This is a genomic window from Thermodesulfobacteriota bacterium (genome assembly GCA_025062045.1).
GTDB lineage: Bacteria > Desulfobacterota > Syntrophorhabdia > Syntrophorhabdales > JANXAF01 > JANXAF01.
Genome location: JANXAF010000003.1, coordinates 15668 through 32756 on the forward strand (window position 1 = coordinate 15668; position 17089 = coordinate 32756).

Genomic DNA, 17089 nt, shown 5'->3' on the forward strand with positions numbered 1-17089 from the left:
TACTATTTTTCCTTGTAAAGCTCCTTTTTCACTTCATCTAGGACTATCCTATAGGGGAGACCGTACTCTTCTGAGATCCTTTTTACGTCATCGTACTCTATGTGTTCCTTAAGTACCCTATTTTGCTTTCCGTATCCCACCTTTATTCGTACTTCGCCGTACTTGCACTTCACTATCCTTTCATCTCTTCTTAGAACCCTTCTGGATTCCTCCCTTATCCTAAGTCCGAAAGTGGTACTCTCTTCAAATATTCTATCGATCAAATCCTCAAGTTTTTCTTTAGTTGCAGTTACGGAGAATCTTAAGCCCACCCTTCCCTTCTTCATGAAAACGGGAAAAGTAAGAACGTCAAGGGCACCAAGTCCTCTTAACCTCTCTGAAAGCAAGCCCGTGTACTCCATATCCATATCGTCGATATCGAATTCTATTACGTACACTTTTTCCGATAGATAAGACGCATCCTGTTCTCCTATAAACACCCTTAGGATGTCCGGTTCTTCCATCTCGTAGTTTCCAAAACCGTAACCTACTACAGAGATTCGCATCCCTGGGAATGGTTCAGTGGGATTGGCATAATACCTTACAATAGCCGCACCAGTTGGTGTTGTAAGTTCGTAAGTAGAGTTCTTGAAGATAGATGGAAATCCTTTAAGGATCTCCAAAGTGAGGGGAGGTGGATTTGGCAGAAGCCCGTGGGATGTGCGCAAAATACCAGACCCATGAGGTATACTTCCAACAAAAATTTTTTCAATTCCGAAATAAGCCACTGCCGAGGCAACGAGAAGGAAATCCAAAAGGGTGTCTATGTCCGCAAGCTCGTGGAGGTGAAGGTCTTCTTTTGCGACCCCGTGAATTTTTGCTTCAGCATCGAAAAGTACGTTTAACATGCCAGTAACGTCGGATTTAATTTTTTCATCAATAGTCGTTCGAGAAACGATGTCTAACATTTCGTCGCAAGTAAAGAAAGAATTGCTCCTTTCGATTTTTATCCGAACCCCTCTTATGGGACCCAGAACTACTTTTTCTTGGGTGATTTTGGGAGCTTTGATAGGTAAGGCACCTAAAGCCCTTTCGACCTCTTCTTGCGGAAATCCGGCGTCGATAAAAGCGGAGACAAGCATATCACCGCTAAGGCCAGATACACAGTCTATATAGAGAACCTTCATAGCCTATTTATGAGGGTCGCGAAATACGCTGCTCCAAAGCCGTTGTCGATGTTAAAAACAGCAACCGTTGCACAAGAATTTAGCATAGTAAGAAGGGCAGACAGTCCAGAAAAGCTCGCACCGTACCCAACGCTTGTCGGAACCCCTATAACAGGCACACCGACCACCCCAGCAACAACAGAGGGAAGGGCCCCTTCCATACCAGCAACCACTATTATCACTCGAGCCTTTCTTAAAAGCTCAATATTTTCGAAAAGCCTATGTATGCCTGCCACTCCAACATCGTAAAGTCTTTCAGTTTCATTCCCAAAAAAGATGGATGTTACATAGGCCTCTTCCGCAACAGGCATATCGCTCGTTCCGGCACTTATTATGAGTATGAGACCTTTTCCTGTGGTCCTTTTTTCGGTTTTTATCATAAAGCATCTAGCATCTGAAAAGTACTCTCCTTCAGGAAAGCTCTCTTTTAAAACCTTTCCTACTTTTTGAGAGATTCTCGTTGCCAGTACTTCTTCGCCTTTCTGCCTCATGGCTCGAATTATATCGATTATCTGGTTTACACTTTTCCCCTCTCCGTAAATAACTTCGGGCATTTTTTTACGGAATTCCCTATGGTGATCAACCTTTGTATGGAAGAGGTCCTGGTAAGGCAGGTCGCGTAAGCTCCTTAAAGCTTCCTCAATAGATATGGTTCCATCTTTTACACCCGTAAGGAGTCCCCTTATAATTTCTTCTTTCATGTCCAGTCCACGGTGAAGGCGTTTTTAACGATCTTTACACTTTTTTCGTCAATCCCCACAACATCAAACCGTACCTTCTTTGCCTCCTTTTTTTCCTTCTTTAAATAGTAAAGGGCGGTCATCACTATCTTTTTCTTCTTATCCTCGGTAATTGCCGACAGTGAGTTACCAAATGTCTTTGAATCCCTTCTCTTTACCTCTACAAAGACCAATACATCTCCTGATATTGCTATGATATCGATTTCTCCAAATGGACTTCTGTAGTTTCGTTCAATTATTTTGTAACCATCCTTCTTGAGGTAATTTATTGCGAGCTCCTCACCCTCCATACCTTTTTCTCTTTGCGAACCCTTCAAATATACTCCCTTACGCCGCGAAACTTCTTCCTATGGATAGGGCAAACTCCGTAAAGCTCTATGGCCCTTTTATGGGTTGGTGTAAGATAGCCTTTGTTTTTTTTAAAACCGTAAAGGGGATAGAGCTCGTTGTATAGCTTCATTATTGAATCCCTTACGACCTTTGCAACAATAGAAGCGCATGCAATAAAGAAACATTTTCTGTCTCCACCTATAACACATTTTCCGTTCTTAAACCGGGCTGGCTTTTTGTTACCGTCTATAAGGAGAAGATCCGCTTGAACACCCGTATTCTCAATGGCTCTCTCCATCGCCAAAAGGGTGGCATTTTGGATGTTGAGCATTTCTATCTCTTCGATCGAGGAAATTCCTATCCCGACTCTATAAGCATTTCTCAGTATCCAGAAGAAAGCTTCTTCCCTTTCCTTTTCCTTCATCAATTTTGAGTCTTTTATCGTTTCGTTTTTTTTAGGAATGCAAGACCAGACAACGCAGGCAGAGACCAAGGGACCAGCAACTGGGCCCCTTCCGGCCTCATCGACGCCTGATATCAAGCCCTCGAGGCGACATTCCATCACTGCCTTTTCTCTTTTAACTTTGCGGCTTTCCCTTTGAGCTCCCTTAAGTAGTAAAGCTTTGCCCTTCTTACCTTACTCCTTCCAAGGACTTCTATCTTTTCGATAATGGGGGAATGGAAAGGGAACGTTTTCTCAACTCCAACTCCATGCGATATCTTTCTTACGGTGAAAGTTCTCCTTGTGTTTCCACCCCTCACTGATATAACTACTCCCTCGAAGACCTGAACTCTCTCTTTGTCACCTTCCTGGACCCTAGTATAAACCTTAACGTTATCACCGGGGTGGATCTCTGGAAGATCGAGCCTCATGTGCTCCTTTTCGATCATATCGACTATATCGCTCATTTTTTCCCTCCTCGGGGGTTAAATATTCTGTCGAGAATTATGCCCATCGCCACCCGCATCGAAAGATGGTTATAATTACCAAGCCCGGAGATAGGTTCCAACATCCTGTCGCACATGCTCACAGTATCGTCTGTGAGGCCCCAGCCCGTTCCAAAAAGGAGAAGGGCACTAATTTTTCTTTCTGTTAGCATTTCATAAAATTCTTCATAGGTTAGGTTTTTACTTTCCCTTCTTTTTGCAGAAGTTCCAACAACGAGCAATCCAGGATCTAACTCTTTGAGCTCTGAAAGAACCTTCTCCAATGAAGGAGCTGTCCTTACTATGCTTAGAGCCTGGGCCCTCAAAGGATTGTACTTAAACCCGTATCCCGATACCCAGTGTTCCCTCATCTTTTCTATTATCTCTCTTTGCTTTTCAAGTGGGGTTACAATATAGCACAAGTTCACGTTAAAAGTCATGCACGTGCGTGCACAGTCGTGAATCTCAATCCCAGTTACGCTTGTTGCGATGATTTCGCGATTTTTGTTATAGACAGGATAATGTATAACTGCTACTGATAGATTCAAAAAGGTATCTCCTCCATAATCTCTTTTATAAATTTTCTATCCTCCTCGGTAGGTACGAAGCGCTCCATGAGGTCGGGACGCCTAAGGATAGTCTTTCTTATCGACTCCTTCCGCCTCCACTTTCTTATCTCCTCATGGTTTCCGGAAAGAAGAACGGGAGGGACTCTCAAACCCATGAAATTTTCGGGTCTTGTGTACTGGGGGTGTTCAAGAAGATATTCCCGAAAACTCTCAGTAACTTTAGAATCCTCATTTCCTAGAACTTTCGGCAAAAGTCTAACAACGGCATCTATAACTACGATTGCCGCGGGCTCTCCCCCGGAAAGAATATAGTCTCCAATAGATATTTCATCATCTACAAATTCCAAGATCCTTTCATCCACACCCTCGTATCTCCCGCATATGAGACAAATATGGTCTAAGCTGGCCAATTTCTCGCAGACTTCCCAAGTGAGCAATCTTCCTTGGGGTGTAAGAAGAATGAACCTAGCCTCTCCAAAATTCGTCTTTACGTACTCTATTGCCCTATATAGAGGTTCTATCTTCATGACCATCCCAGGCCCGCCTCCGTACGGGTAATCGTCGCAGGTCCTGTGGGGGTCCGTTGCAAAGTCCCTGATATTTATGATGTTAAAACTCACAAGCCTTTTTTCCTTCGCTTTCCTTATTATGCTCTCGTTGAGTGGAGACTCGAAAATCCGTGGGAAAAGGGTAAGGACCGAAATGAGCATACCTTCCTTTTTTGCCGTAAAGATTGATTTTAAGACGCGGTTATTATAACATATACCCAATAGGCGGTGTAGCTCAGTTGGCTAGAGCATGCGGCTCATATCCGCAGAGTCCGGGGTTCGAGGCCCTGCACCGCCACTTACTTTGAGGAAAGCTCCTTTTGGAGAAAAGATCAGGCTTTCAATTCGTTCTCATATTTGCCATCCTCTTTGTTCTCCTTGCAAATCTCTCATTCGGAGCCCAAAGGAAAGTAAAGACTCCACCTCCAAAGAAACCCCAAACTACAATACAGGCCATAACGGACGAGAATGTCGAAGCGAATCTCAAGTTGGCTGAGGAATATTTAAAAAAAAACCTGGATGCAGAGGCTTTAGAGATATCTAGTAGAGTCTATGAATACGCAAAAGGTGTTATTGAGCTAATTGAGGCAGTTGAAAAGAAAGAGAGAGAGATGATGGATAAAGCGATAAGTCAAAACATACAGGAATCCCTTCTTTGGAAATTTAAAAGGCGGGAGATTTTAAAAAATCGCTACATGGAATACATTGCAAAGGCGGCATTTTTTTGCGGTTACATACACGCAAAGCGGAATGAGACCGAAACTGCCGTGAAATATCTTTTGGAAGCAGTAAGAAATGCCCGTTTTTCTGAAAGTTTCGATTCAATCTACGTAAAGTCCAAAAATCTCCTCGCCACTCTTTACTCCCTAGAGGGAGAATTGTAAAACCGTAGCTTAAGGAGGCAAATATGTTCATCAAGCAGATGGAAGTTGGATCGTTTGCTGTATTTGCCTACATCGTCGGCTGCCAAAGAACGAAGGAAGCGCTCGTTATTGACCCCGCATCAGACTGTGAAAGGATCCTTGACGAGGCAGAAAGCAGAAATTACCGAATAAGATATATCGTGAATACTCACTCGCACGTAGATCATATAATGGGGAATAGGAGAATGAAGGAACTTACAAACGCAAAAATCATAATTCACGAAAAAGAGGCTTACTCCCTTATCCATCAGTCTCCTTACATGCTCAGTATGTTCGGGGCTGAACCTTCGCCACCAGCTGACATAACGGTAAGAGACGGGGATCGGATTATTGTGGGAGATGTCTCTTTAAGGGTCATCCATACCCCCGGGCATTCTCCAGGTAGCATATGCCTGTACACGGACGGAATTGTGTTTACGGGTGATACGCTTTTTGTTGGAAGCGTTGGAAGGACAGACCTTGCGGGTGGCTCCTGGCATGAGCTTGTCACATCTATAAAGAGAAGACTATTTGTTTTACCAGATGACACAATCGTTGCACCTGGGCATAACTATGGTGAGACACCCAAAAGCACGATAGGGAAAGAAAAACTTTACAATCCGTTTGTGGGTCAAAGGAGTGGGTACTGAGATGAGAAGGAGAATTATCTACTGGATTTTTACGAGCTTTATTGCGCTTTGTGTGGCATCATGTGCTACCGCTCCTGAGACTAAAAGAGCAAAAGAACCGAAAATAGCGCTCGTACTCAGCGGAGGCTCAGCAAAGGGGTTCGCTCACGTGGGTGTGATACGAGTTTTGGAGCAGGAAAAGATACCGATCCACATGATCGTAGGTACGAGTGTTGGAAGTTTAATCGGTGGTCTTTATGCAGCAAATCCGGACAGTTTCCAGCTCGAATGGACAGCCTTCAAAATTGAAAGATCGGATATTTTAGACTTTTCACTCCTTGATCCGAAGCTTGGCCTTGTTAAAGGTCAGAAACTTGAAAGCTTTGTTGAAAGAGAGGCAAAGGTAAAAAGGATAGAAGAGACAAAGATCCCTTTCTTTGCTATTACAACTGATCTCAATACCGGGGAAACCGTAATTCTTGACCGGGGTCCTCTGGCACGGGCAATAAGGGCATCATGTGCTATTCCTGGGATCTTTGCTCCCGTGAATTTTGCAGGAAGAACCCTTGTGGATGGGGGACTGACAAATAACATCCCCTGTGATATCGCAAAAAGGAAGGGTGCTGACATAGTGATAGCGGTGAATCTTTTAAGTAGCGTAAAGAACCATGAGATAGATTCGATTGTGGATATCATCGGCCAGTCCATCTCAATCATGATGTTTGAACAGGCCAAAGAGAAACTGAGATATGCGGATGTGATAATAGAACCTGATGTTAGAAACGTATCCTTATTCGATTTCTCGAAAAAGAAAGAGCTCATGGAGGAAGGTATAAAAGCCGCAAAAAGCCAAATCCCAAAGATAAAGGAACTGATTACCCGATTTAGAGGAGAGAACTGATTGTTCCTTTTTAAAAAGTTCATAACGGCTTTTTTGTTGCCGCCCGGTCTTTTTATCCTTTTATGTATCATCGCCTTCTTCCTTGTAAAAAAAAGGACAAAGATCCTTTGTGCATCTTTTGCACTCCTTATCTATTTCTTTTCCATTGAGCCGACAAAAAACCTGTTTCTTAAACCTTTAGAGAGTGCCCACCCTTTTCCCTCCATAGAGAGCATAAAGAATTGTGAGGCTTATATTGTCTTGGGAGGGGGCTTACGAGAGGGTGTACCCGAGTTATCGGGAGTTGGGGAGCTTTCTCATGAGGCTTATCAAAGGACTGTAACTGCCTTTAGGGTTTATAAGATAAAAAAAAGGCCCATAATTCTTACGGGTGGTTCTATCTTTAAGAGGGAAGCTGAGTCCCATTACGCAAGAAAGCTTCTTTTGAGTCTCGGAGTAAAAGAAGAGCACATATTTTTGGAAGCTAAAAGTAGAGACACTTATGAGAACGCGAAATCCGCAAAAGAAATAGCCGAAAGAGAAAAGATAAAGCGGGTGCTACTTATAACGAACGCTTACCATGCAAAGAGAGCAAACCTCATATTCTCCAGATATTTCGATGTTATAGTCTTGCCTATAGGATACAAAACCTCAAAGAGGCCCTATGATATACTTTCCTTTCTTCCGGACGCGACCAACACAGAGTCAATATCATGCGCTTTGAAAGAATATTTGGGGATTATCCACTTTAAGACCTTTTTTAAAGACTGAATGGGCTTACACTATCTATCGTCCTTTCGCCAGTAAGGACCATAATGAGTCTCTCGATCCCCAAAGCCACCCCAGAACAATCGATAGGTATTCGGGAAAGGGAAGAGATAAAATCCTCGTCGATGGGTATCTCATCTTTCCCAAGGTACTTTCGTAATTCGTTATCTTTCTCAAACCTCTTTCTTTGTTCTTCTGGGTCTAGTAACTCGGAGTACCCATTTGCTATCTCTATTCCGTCTATATAAAGCTCAAATCTTTCCGCCCTCCCATTTCTTTCCTTTGCCATGCTCGATGTTGCCAAGGGCCAGCCCACCAAAAAATAAGGCACCGATTTATCAATATGAGGTTCTATTTTTTCGAAAAAGACCTTAAAGAACATCTCATCCCAAGTATCCTCCTCCCTTACAGTCAAAAACCCCCTTTCTTTTAACACACGGAAAAGGCTAGTTCGGTCGAATTCGAAAGGATTTATGCCGACTCTTTCGAGGAAGAGAGCTTCCATCTCGAGCACGGAAAAAGGAGAAAAGAATCGTTTTTTTATTGAAAATTCCTCATGAAGGGAGGATGAAAGAAAAAGGACGAGATCTTCAGCTTCCTTAAGTGTATCCATGTATGTCCCGTCTCTGTACCACTCAAGCATAGTGAACTCAATTCTGTGGAGGCTATCGACACTTTCAACCCTAAAGACCCTACATATCTGGAATATCCTCCTTAGCCCCTTTGAGAGGAGTTTCTTCATGTGGATCTCAGGGGACGTGTGTAAGTAATAAGGCCCTTTTCCTGAGATATACACACAGACAGGATCTATATGCGGGTCTGGTGGGACACTTCTTACAAGGTATGGGGTTTCAACTTCAATATAACCTCTTTCAAGGAAGAATTCCCTCATCTTTCTTAACAGATACTGCCTTATAACAAATTGATACTCAAGCATCGGCGGTTGATTTTTATAAGTCAAACAAGTATACTTTGTCAAAACGGAGAGGTGACCGAGTTGGTCTAAGGTGCTCGCCTGCTAAGCGAGTGTCCCGCCTAATAGCGGGACCAAGGGTTCAAATCCCTTCCTCTCCGCTAAAAGGTGTATTCCAGGTTCTCCCGAGATTCGCCATCTCCGAAACTTTTTCAAATCCGTAGAGCATCTTTTCAAGACTTTGAATAACTTCTTCCAGTCTTTTCCAGTTGATCACCGCCATCTTCTTCTTCCACATTTCGTGTGGACCGAAAAGAACTTCATATGGATGGGAGCAGCCTCTTGAGGTCTTTATCTCAAACGGTACAGTAAGCGAACTACAGATACTTAGCACCTTGGGCTCAATATCTTTAAGTCTTTCTACGTTCTGATCCAAATGGAAGACAACGACTTTGGTTGGCTTCTTCTTATCTCCAGTTCCAAACTTTCCGTAAACGTATTCGTTGGGGAAGAGTTCGGAAAAGAGTTCCAAAAGCCTCATACAATCGTCATAGGAAGGAAGTATGACACTGAGCTTCCAACATTCCATAGGTATTTCGAGACTAACTTCGTGAGGTGATCTCTTTAAGGCTTTTAAAAGATCACTTAAGCACGGAACACACCGTTCATAGATACGTTTTTTTGTAATCCTCAAAGTAGGGTCGGTCTCAAAACTCCTCCAGGAATCTTCGTTACCCCTTCTTCCAACAAAAATCATAAGAAGCCCAAATCTTTCCCTTGATCTTCTCTTTAAAGTCGGAGACGTGAAAGTATATCTTTCTCGATGCGAAAAAGACATCTTCACATCCTTTCTCAGAAGAAAAGAGAACTTTATCATCTAGTACCTCAACTCCGCCAACTACTGTGGCACCCCTTCTAAAGAAGGGTTCTGGATGCATGCTCGATGTGGGACCTAAAACTAAAACCTCTTCGGCATTTTGGCTCAATTGGAGATACTCCTCCATACCTCCGTAAAGAATGGCAGATCCCGTAATAATAACTATTTGGGCACCATCTAGAGCTTCTTTTGGCTCGAAAAGCTGGACACCTTCGATTTTATGATTTCTCTCTACGACCCTTATCTCTTTTGCCATATGCCCAAACTTTTTCACAACGGGATGGAAATAACCGATCATACCAACAACTTTCCCTTTCCAGTCGATGGCATCCAGTGGGTCGCCGTATCTTATGTAAGGTGGATGTTCTATAAGGGCATTTATTGCGGCAATACCTATCGCTTTTTCTGAAATTTTCTCACTCATTGCCATCTTTGCGATCTCAATTGCGGGCTTACCGATTACCGTGTCAAGGGGAGGAAAGGGAGCTTCCTCTTGCGGCCTATAAGATACGGCGCATCTTCCGGAATTGAGCTTTATGGCCAAGTACCTCTTCCCTATACCTATCGCTTCTACTTTTGCGTTCGATTGGGGAAGTAAAAGCAACTGTTCCTCTATGATCGTACTCATAGTTATATTTTTGCACATTTTTTTAGGTCGTACTATATGCTTTCTCTTTTTGATAGGGGTAAAATAACTGTGGGCAGCATCAATGGAAGAAAATTCACATTCTAGAATCTGCAGGATGAAAGAAGAAGGCTTTGAACAGGGAAAGTGCCAAACTTTTTATAACGGATCTCTCAAAAAAAGTGATGTCGCATGCCGAGTGACATTGAAATGGGAAAATCATACCCCGTATCGTCTTATCACGGCTTCTTTACTTTCTCGGCCGGAGGACTATCTTTCAATATATCAGTCCGGTTGTAATCTATCCTGTCTCAAATGCCATTCTTGGGAATTTACAAAGTTCAAAAAAGGAAGATGGACAAGTCCCGATGATGTTGCCGAGTGGGCAAAAAGATACGCAGAAATAGTCACAGTAAGAGAACCAAGAGATAGAGCTACATCATTTCATGCCCATGATCTTTGCCATCATTGCGGGACATGTGTGAGATCCAATAAGCGTTCTGCGATTTGTCCCAATAGACTAGAACCGAACCAGATACTCCTATCATTCCAGGGTTATGGGCCTGCAAGAAACATCGTTTCTTTTACAGGAGGAGACTTGGCATGTAATCCAGAATGGTACTTATTAGCCGCGGAAAGAATAAAAGAGATGGATCTTGGACTTTGGGTTCTTTTTGAAACGAATGGCTACGGGCTAACCAGAGGCAATTTAGACAAAATGAGACGATCAGGAATAGACTCTTTTTGGCTTGATATAAAAGCTTACGATCCAGAAGTTCACAAAAAACTAACTGGAGTAGACAATAGATGGATCCTTAGGCTTCCGGAGGAGATTCTCGCGAGAGGATTCGTACTTGAGGTACTAACCCTCTTTATTCCAGGATGGGTGGAGATTGACGAGATTAAGATGATAAGCAAACATCTATCAAAAATCGATCCTCGTATCCCTTTTACCATTCTCGCCTTCTTTGGAGAGTACAAACTCAAAAATAACCCGAGCCCCACCTTCGAACAGATGATCCTCGCCTACAAAGTGGCAAAGGATGCAGGGCTCGTAAATGTAAGACTGGGAAATTTAGGTCAGTTTGTGAGAAACCAAAAAGAGTACATGACAGTTCTTAAGCTCAATGCAGAAACCTTTTGTTGATCCATTTCGAGCGTCTTAAATTTAAAAATAAATTTTAAAAGTAGCTTTTTGCAGACGAGCAATCGTCCTTAAAGATTATTCTTGACAAACCACTTAAGTTGTGAAATAAAAATTCAAGAACTTTTTTTCACAAGCCGCGCATGAAAGAGTATTTCGGTATTCTCGTAATTTTTGTGATTGCAAGTTTTATAGCGATTCTAATCGTTGGGCTCTCCCATTTCTTAGGAGAAAGAAAGATAAAGAAAGTTAAACTTTCGCCTTATGAATGTGGGATGACAACCATAGGTCCCGCAAGACGGAGGATAAGTGTCAAATACTACATCTTCGCCATGCTCTTTCTCATCTTCGATATAGAGGTTCTATTTATGTATCCATGGGCTGTAATAGCAAAGGGTCTTAAGCTCTTCGGCTTCATAGAGATGCTCGTCTTTATCTTTATACTTTTTGCAGGGTATGCTTACGTTTGGAAGAAAGGAGCGCTAGAATGGGAGTAGAATTAGAGAGGAACGTCCTTGTAACCTCTCTTGAAAAACTCGTAAACTGGGGAAGAAAATACTCTGTCTGGCCTTTGACATTCGGCCTTGCCTGATGCGCCCTTGAATTCATTGTTGCTGGTTCAGCAACAGTAGATATGGCAAGGTTCGGTTCGGAAGTGGCCCGGCCGTCACCTAGGCAGGCAGATCTTATGCTTGTGGCCGGTACACTCACAAAAAAGATGGCTCCCATGGTCAAAAGGATATATGAGCAGATGGCAGAGCCTAAATGGGTTATAGCTTTTGGGTCCTGTGCTTGTACAGGGGGAATATTTAAGTCCTACAATGTGGTACAGGGTGTTGATCAGATCCTTCCCGTTGATGTGTACGTGCCTGGCTGTCCTCCTAGACCTGAAAGTTTTTTAACAGCCCTGATGAAGCTCCAAGAGAAGATTGAAAGGGAAACCGTAAAAGATAGGAAACTCATAACGATTCCATGAAACAGGAAAAATTGGAAAGGCTTTTAGAGAAATTTAAGGACCATATCGTGAACGTAAAAAAGGAAAAGGGTGAGACTACAATCGCTGTAAAACTCGAAGGTCAGAAAGAGGTCCTTAAGTTTTTGAGACATGACAACGATCTCCACTATGACATGCTTGTGGATCTGTGCGGGGTGGATTACTTCGGTGAAAATTTGCGTTTTGAAGTGGTCTACTTTCTGCGATCTATGAGGGACGGAGATAGAGTAAGAATAAAGGTCAGACTCGGAGAAGGAGAGGAAATAGAGAGTGTAAGCGATCTTTGGCTTGCGGCAGATTGGCTGGAAAGGGAAACATACGATATGTTCGGAATAAGGTTTAAAAACCATCCTAACCTAAAAAGGATATTGCTTCCGGAAGACTTTAATGGGCATCCTTTGAGAAAAGATTTTCCCCCTGAGGGATACGACTTCGAAAAACCTTATCAAGTCAAACTGGAAGAGGAAGAGTAAATGGAAACCACCTATCTCGCCATCAACATGGGGCCTCAGCATCCGGCGACACATGGGGTTCTGAGGCTACTTTTAGAGCTAGATGGTGAGACGATTGTCAAAGCTACCCCCCACATCGGTTATCTTCATAGAGGAGTGGAAAAGCTTGCTGAGACAAAAACGTATCATCAGGCACTCGTCTTCACCGACAGGCTCGATTACACGAATGGACTATCTAATAATCTTGCCTACTGCTTAGCGGTTGAAAAATTAGCAGAGATAGAGGTTCCAAAGAGGGCCCAGTATATAAGGGTTATCCTCTGTGAACTACAGAGGATCGCAGCTCATCTACTCTGGCTTGGAACGCACGCGCTTGATATCGGAGCGATGACGGTTCTCTTTTACGCGTTCAGGGAGAGAGAAAAGGTTCTCGATATTATAGAGTACATAACAGGAGCGAGACTCACCCCCAGTTTTATAAGGATAGGCGGGGTCGCAAGGGATATAGATTCCGAATTCGCAAAGAAGGTTAAAGAGTTTGTGGAGGACTTTCCGAAAAGGGTTGAGGAGTACGAAACCTTGCTTACGGAGAACATTATATGGAGGAAAAGGACCGTAGGGATCGGGGCTATATCAAAAGAAGAGGCTATAAGTTACGGAGTTACAGGTCCGGTACTTAGGGCATGCGGTGTTTATTATGACGTGAGGAAGGCCCATCCTTACTCAAGTTATGAGGATTTTGACTTCATAGTGCCTCTTGGAAAGAATGGAGATGTCTATGATCGATACCTTGTACGTATTGAGGAGCTTAGGCAGTCTACAAGAATTATATCCCAGGCCATAGAAGGAGTGCCTTCCGGTCCGTACAAAGCGAATTTTCCAAAAGCTGTTTTTCCCGAAAAGGACGAGGTTATGACCGATGTAGCTGCGCTCATTAGGCAGTTTAAGATCGCAATTGGGGGATTTAGGCCCGAAAAAGCGGAAGTTTACGCATCCGTTGAAGCACCAAAAGGGGAGCTTGGTTTCTACATAGTGAGTGATGGCACAGAAAAGCCTTTCAGATTCAGGATAAGGCCTCCATCGTTTCTCAATCTGAGCGCCCTTCCAAAGATGATAGAAGGACAGATGGTTGCTGATGTAATCGCAACCATAGGTAGTGTGGACATCGTTCTTGGAGAGATAGATCGATGAGAGCAATCTTTAGTTCTTGGCAAGGACACATACTGGATAATAGAAACAAAACAGAAACGGAGTACATTTCATCAAAGATTCGTCTACCCGAAGAATTTTTTAAAGGGGAAAAGATTAAAGCGTTTTTCGGTTGGGATGGTATAGTCATTTTTGAGGAAGATTTAGATTTAATCGATATGCTTGTCGCTTACCTTGAAGCGGTGCAGAAGGAGTCGTGCGGAAGATGTGTACCATGTAGCAAAGGTACGTACGTTGTTGTAGAGGCACTAAAGAAGATTGCCGAAGGAAAGGGTAAAAGGGAAGATCTTGATTTGGCAATAAGGGTTGCAGAGTACATAAGGGATAGCTCCAAATGTTCAATAGGCCAGACCGGGCTTAAACCATTCTTTGATATACTCAAATACTTCAGTCATCAGATTGAAAAATGTCTTTCGGGTGAAAGAGTAGGAAAAAAAGCGACATATAGATACTCTGTTACGGCACCGTGTATGAGCGCATGCCCAAGTGGCCTTGACATACCGAAATACGTGGAAGAGATAAGGGAAGGGAAGTTCGTAGAGTCTTTAATGACCATAAGGAATAAGACATGCCTTCCTGGAACCCTGGGAAGGGTATGCGTGAGACCATGCGAGGAGAATTGCAGAAGAGCTCTTGTGGACGAACCGGTTTCAATAAAATGGCTTAAGAGATTTGCAGCCGATTATGAGATCGAGACGAACAAAGAGCCTTTGATAAACAAGAATCCGACAAACGGGAAAAGAATTGCCGTTATAGGAGCAGGCCCTGCCGGGCTTTCGTGCGCCTACTACCTTGCCATAAGGGGATACAGAGTAAAAATCTTTGAGAGACTCAATGAAGCTGGAGGAATGGCTGCCTTTGGGATCCCAGATTACAGGTTGCCAAGGGAGATTCTAAGACGGGAAGTAGATATTATTAGGAGGCAGGGTGTAGAGATAGAGTACAACGTGACGGTCGGTAAAGATGTAACGATTTCAGAACTGAAGAAAGAGTTTGATGCGATTTTCATAGGGGTCGGCGCACAGACGAGTACGAAGATGGGCGTTGAGGGAGAGGACAGGGGGCTTAAAGGTTTTATTCCGGGAATAAAGTATCTCTATGACATAAACTGCGGTATCGACCCTTATCCTGAGGGAAAAAAAGTGGTTGTTGTGGGCGGCGGTAATGTGGCGATAGACTGTGTGAGAACTTCATTCAGGATTGGTAAAACCGATGTAAATTTGGTCTACAGAAGGTCAAGAGCAGAGATGCCCGCCGATCCTCATGAAATAAAAGATGCTGAGGCTGAGGGTGTTAAATTCCACTTTCTTTGTAATCCAGTGCGGATTCTCGAAAGAGATGGAAGGGTCACAGGGGTTGAGCTCATAAGAATGGAACTTGGCGAACCTGACGAAAGTGGCAGGCGAAGACCTGTTCCGGTACCAGGTTCCGAATTCGTCATAGAAACCGACATCCTTATTCCTGCCATAGGTCAGGCAATCGATCTTTCATTCCTAGACGAAAAGGATGGTGTAAATGTAACGAAAAGGGGCACAATCTACGCGGATCCTGAAACCTTTCTCACAACAAGAGAAGGTGTTTTTGCGGCAGGAGATTGTGTGACGGGTCCGGATGTTCTTGTTCGAGCAGCCGGTAATGGCAGAAGGGCAGCGGAGATGATAGATCTTTATCTTAGAGGAAAAGAACTCCGCCTTTCAGAGGAAGAAAGGTTCGTTAGGCTATTTGCTGATCTAAAGGTCTTCGATAAGGACGAAAAACTAGAGATCCCAGCAAAGATGAAGAGGATTCACCTAAGGGCTCTCGATCCAGAGGTTCGCAAATGGGTTTTCGATGAGGTTGAGGAGGGTTATAGACCGGATGAAGCTCTCTACGAGTCCATGAGATGCCTAAGGTGTTACAGGATTGGAATGGTTGCGGTCTAGATTTCATCTGGACGAGATGATAGGCGAATTCGATTAGCTTAGGGAAGGTCAAATATGGAGAGTTTGTATTTTGTCCTGGAAGTTGTCTTAAAGAATGTGATTGTTGTTGCGCTACTTATGCTTTTCGCGGCCTATCTTACGCTTTTCGAAAGGAAAGTTCTTGCCCGGATCCAGATAAGATACGGTCCCAACAGAGCCGGTCCCTTTGGTATACTTCAGCCTCTTGCGGATGGCATCAAATCGTTCTTCAAAGAGGACATTATTCCTGAAAGGGCAGATAAGCCTTTGTATATCATTGCTCCTATGATAGTCATTACAGCCGCGATAGCTATGGTGGCTGTGATCCCGTTCGGAGACCGTATTTGGCTTTTCGGAAGAGAGATAAAGCTTGTTATCGCAGATGTGGATATTGGGCTTCTCTACCTTTTTGCCGTCGCGTCACTGGGTGAATATGGAATCGTTCTTGGTGGGTGGTCCTCTGGAAATAAATATGGGGTTTTGGGAGCACTTCGTGCCGCAGCCCAGATGATAAGTTATGAAGTATCGTTGGGCCTTGCCATAATAGGAGTTCTCATCCTTTCTGGATCGCTCAGACTTACTGAGATAGTGGCCGCCCAAAAGGATATGTGGTTTGTCGTTTATCAGCCCTTCGCATTTATTCTCTATATGATTTGCGCCTTCGCCGAGCTTAACAGAGCACCTTTCGATATGCCAGAGGCGGAAAGTGAGTTAGCCTGCGGATTTAACATAGAGTATAGCAGTATGAAGTTTGCCCTCTTTTTCTTTGCAGAATACACCCATATGATAGCTGTAGCAGCTTTGGCGACTACTCTTTTTTTGGGTGGATGGCACGGACCTTTACTTCCCGGACCTGTGTGGTTCCTCATAAAGGTTTTTTTGATAATCTTTGTCTTTGTGTGGGTTCGAGCTACATATCCTAGAGTCAGGTACGACCATGTCATGAAACTGGGCTGGAAGGTTCTTATTCCTCTCACGATCTTGAATATAGTCGTGACCTCCTTCGTCGTTGCCGTGAGGTGAGCTATGATAATACCTCTTGTGAAAGGTCTTTTACTCACACTGAGTAGGTTCTTTTCAAAGCCAATTACGATCCAGTATCCGGAGGAAAAAAGAACGCCCTATCCGACATGGAGAGGGATACACTACTTTATGACCAACGAGAAGGGGGAAACGATCTGTGTGGCTTGTGGCCTATGTGTAGCGTACTGTCCGTCCCAGTGCATAACGTTAGAGATCGGTGAAAGAGAAGACGGTTCCAGGTACCCGATAACTTACGAGATAGATGCCCTAAGATGCATATATTGCGGATTCTGTCAGGAGGTCTGTCCCGTAAATGCGATAAGGATGAGTACGAATTACGAGTACGTGCATTACGATAAAGCAAACTTTATACTGACGAAGGAAAAGTTAATATCTTTAAAGGAAAAGGTGTAG

Annotated in this window: 21 protein-coding genes, 2 tRNA genes and 1 pseudogene; 14 read left to right on the forward strand and 10 right to left on the reverse strand. The window is 43.5% G+C overall.

The genetic code is table 11. From position 1 onward, the window contains the following. Positions 1-2 precede the first annotated feature (2 nt). The 7 genes from larC to trmD are packed head-to-tail and all read right to left on the reverse strand — an operon-like array spanning position 3 to position 4481. Positions 3-1166 (reverse strand): nickel pincer cofactor biosynthesis protein LarC, encoded by a 1164-nt coding sequence (larC, locus tag NZ583_02880; protein ID MCS7280560.1) that lies wholly within the window; start codon positions 1164-1166, stop codon positions 3-5. After that, entirely contained in the window at positions 1163-1906 is a 744-nt protein-coding gene (larB, locus tag NZ583_02885; GenBank protein MCS7280561.1) for a nickel pincer cofactor biosynthesis protein LarB, read from the reverse strand. Before larB ends, larC begins: the two co-directional genes overlap by 4 nt. Beyond that, positions 1903-2262, reverse strand: a complete 360-nt coding sequence (locus NZ583_02890) for a YraN family protein (GenBank protein ID MCS7280562.1) — start codon at positions 2260-2262, stop codon at positions 1903-1905. Before NZ583_02890 ends, larB begins: the two co-directional genes overlap by 4 nt. Further along, the gene (locus NZ583_02895; GenBank protein ID MCS7280563.1) at positions 2259-2837 is read right to left on the reverse strand and encodes a ribonuclease HII; all 579 of its coding nucleotides are present in this window, start codon (positions 2835-2837) and stop codon (positions 2259-2261) included. Before NZ583_02895 ends, NZ583_02890 begins: the two co-directional genes overlap by 4 nt. Beyond that, on the reverse strand, positions 2837-3184 hold the full coding sequence (gene rplS, locus NZ583_02900) for a 50S ribosomal protein L19 (GenBank protein ID MCS7280564.1): 348 nt from the start codon (positions 3182-3184) through the stop codon (positions 2837-2839). Before rplS ends, NZ583_02895 begins: the two co-directional genes overlap by 1 nt. Then, positions 3181-3750: an RNA methyltransferase gene (locus NZ583_02905; protein ID MCS7280565.1), complete on the reverse strand. Its 570-nt coding sequence runs from the start codon at positions 3748-3750 to the stop codon at positions 3181-3183. Before NZ583_02905 ends, rplS begins: the two co-directional genes overlap by 4 nt. Further along, positions 3747-4481: a tRNA (guanosine(37)-N1)-methyltransferase TrmD gene (trmD, locus tag NZ583_02910; GenBank protein MCS7280566.1), complete on the reverse strand. Its 735-nt coding sequence runs from the start codon at positions 4479-4481 to the stop codon at positions 3747-3749. The genes NZ583_02905 and trmD overlap by 4 nt, the downstream gene beginning before the upstream one ends. Before the next feature lie 62 nt (positions 4482-4543). On the opposite strand from trmD, the gene NZ583_02915 reads away from it, so the two are divergent. The 5 genes from NZ583_02915 (at position 4544) to NZ583_02935 (ending at position 7501) form a co-directional block, all read left to right on the forward strand. Then, a tRNA-Met gene (locus NZ583_02915) sits at positions 4544-4617 on the forward strand. Between the two features lie 22 nt (positions 4618-4639). Continuing rightward, positions 4640-5203 (forward strand): hypothetical protein, encoded by a 564-nt coding sequence (locus tag NZ583_02920; protein MCS7280567.1) that lies wholly within the window; start codon positions 4640-4642, stop codon positions 5201-5203. Between the two features lie 23 nt (positions 5204-5226). Beyond that, positions 5227-5871: an MBL fold metallo-hydrolase gene (locus tag NZ583_02925; GenBank protein ID MCS7280568.1), complete on the forward strand. Its 645-nt coding sequence runs from the start codon at positions 5227-5229 to the stop codon at positions 5869-5871. Between the two features lies 1 nt (position 5872). Beyond that, positions 5873-6751, forward strand: coding sequence for a patatin-like phospholipase family protein (locus NZ583_02930; GenBank protein ID MCS7280569.1), 879 nt, complete (start codon positions 5873-5875; stop codon positions 6749-6751). Further along, the gene (locus NZ583_02935; GenBank protein MCS7280570.1) at positions 6752-7501 is read left to right on the forward strand and encodes a YdcF family protein; all 750 of its coding nucleotides are present in this window, start codon (positions 6752-6754) and stop codon (positions 7499-7501) included. It begins immediately after the preceding gene. Here the strand turns inward: NZ583_02935 and epmA are convergent. After that, the gene (gene epmA, locus NZ583_02940) at positions 7491-8435 is read right to left on the reverse strand and encodes an EF-P lysine aminoacylase EpmA (protein MCS7280571.1); all 945 of its coding nucleotides are present in this window, start codon (positions 8433-8435) and stop codon (positions 7491-7493) included. The genes NZ583_02935 and epmA overlap by 11 nt on opposite strands. A gap of 45 nt (positions 8436-8480) precedes the next feature. Between epmA and NZ583_02945 the strand changes: the two genes are divergently transcribed. Continuing rightward, positions 8481-8572, forward strand: a tRNA-Ser gene (locus NZ583_02945). On the opposite strand, the gene NZ583_02950 is transcribed toward NZ583_02945, so the two are convergent. Beyond that, positions 8554-9168, reverse strand: a complete 615-nt coding sequence (locus tag NZ583_02950) for a hypothetical protein (protein ID MCS7280572.1) — start codon at positions 9166-9168, stop codon at positions 8554-8556. The two genes, NZ583_02945 and NZ583_02950, sit on opposite strands and share 19 nt — an antisense overlap. After that, positions 9143-9916 (reverse strand): DUF364 domain-containing protein, encoded by a 774-nt coding sequence (locus tag NZ583_02955; GenBank protein ID MCS7280573.1) that lies wholly within the window; start codon positions 9914-9916, stop codon positions 9143-9145. The genes NZ583_02950 and NZ583_02955 overlap by 26 nt, the downstream gene beginning before the upstream one ends. Before the next feature lie 115 nt (positions 9917-10031). Between NZ583_02955 and NZ583_02960 the strand changes: the two genes are divergently transcribed. The 8 genes and pseudogenes from NZ583_02960 (at position 10032) to nuoI (ending at position 17089) form a co-directional block, all read left to right on the forward strand. Then, the gene (locus NZ583_02960; GenBank protein MCS7280574.1) at positions 10032-11060 is read left to right on the forward strand and encodes a radical SAM protein; all 1029 of its coding nucleotides are present in this window, start codon (positions 10032-10034) and stop codon (positions 11058-11060) included. Positions 11061-11200: 140 nt separating this feature from the next. Then, entirely contained in the window at positions 11201-11554 is a 354-nt protein-coding gene (locus NZ583_02965; GenBank protein MCS7280575.1) for an NADH-quinone oxidoreductase subunit A, read from the forward strand. Further along, positions 11545-12033 (forward strand): annotated as a pseudogene (locus NZ583_02970) (NADH-quinone oxidoreductase subunit B). The gene NZ583_02965 and the pseudogene NZ583_02970 overlap by 10 nt, the downstream one beginning before the upstream one ends. Beyond that, entirely contained in the window at positions 12030-12524 is a 495-nt protein-coding gene (locus NZ583_02975) for an NADH-quinone oxidoreductase subunit C (GenBank protein MCS7280576.1), read from the forward strand. Before NZ583_02970 ends, NZ583_02975 begins: the two are co-directional and overlap by 4 nt. Continuing rightward, on the forward strand, positions 12525-13694 hold the full coding sequence (nuoD, locus tag NZ583_02980; GenBank protein MCS7280577.1) for an NADH dehydrogenase (quinone) subunit D: 1170 nt from the start codon (positions 12525-12527) through the stop codon (positions 13692-13694). After that, entirely contained in the window at positions 13691-15634 is a 1944-nt protein-coding gene (locus NZ583_02985) for an FAD-dependent oxidoreductase (protein ID MCS7280578.1), read from the forward strand. The genes nuoD and NZ583_02985 overlap by 4 nt, the downstream gene beginning before the upstream one ends. 54 nt (positions 15635-15688) lie before the next feature. Further along, a complete protein-coding gene (nuoH, locus tag NZ583_02990) occupies positions 15689-16675 on the forward strand; it encodes an NADH-quinone oxidoreductase subunit NuoH (GenBank protein MCS7280579.1) in 987 nt (328 codons plus the stop codon). Between the two features lie 3 nt (positions 16676-16678). Further along, complete coding sequence (gene nuoI, locus NZ583_02995; GenBank protein ID MCS7280580.1) at positions 16679-17089, forward strand: NADH-quinone oxidoreductase subunit NuoI; 411 nt, start codon at positions 16679-16681, stop codon at positions 17087-17089.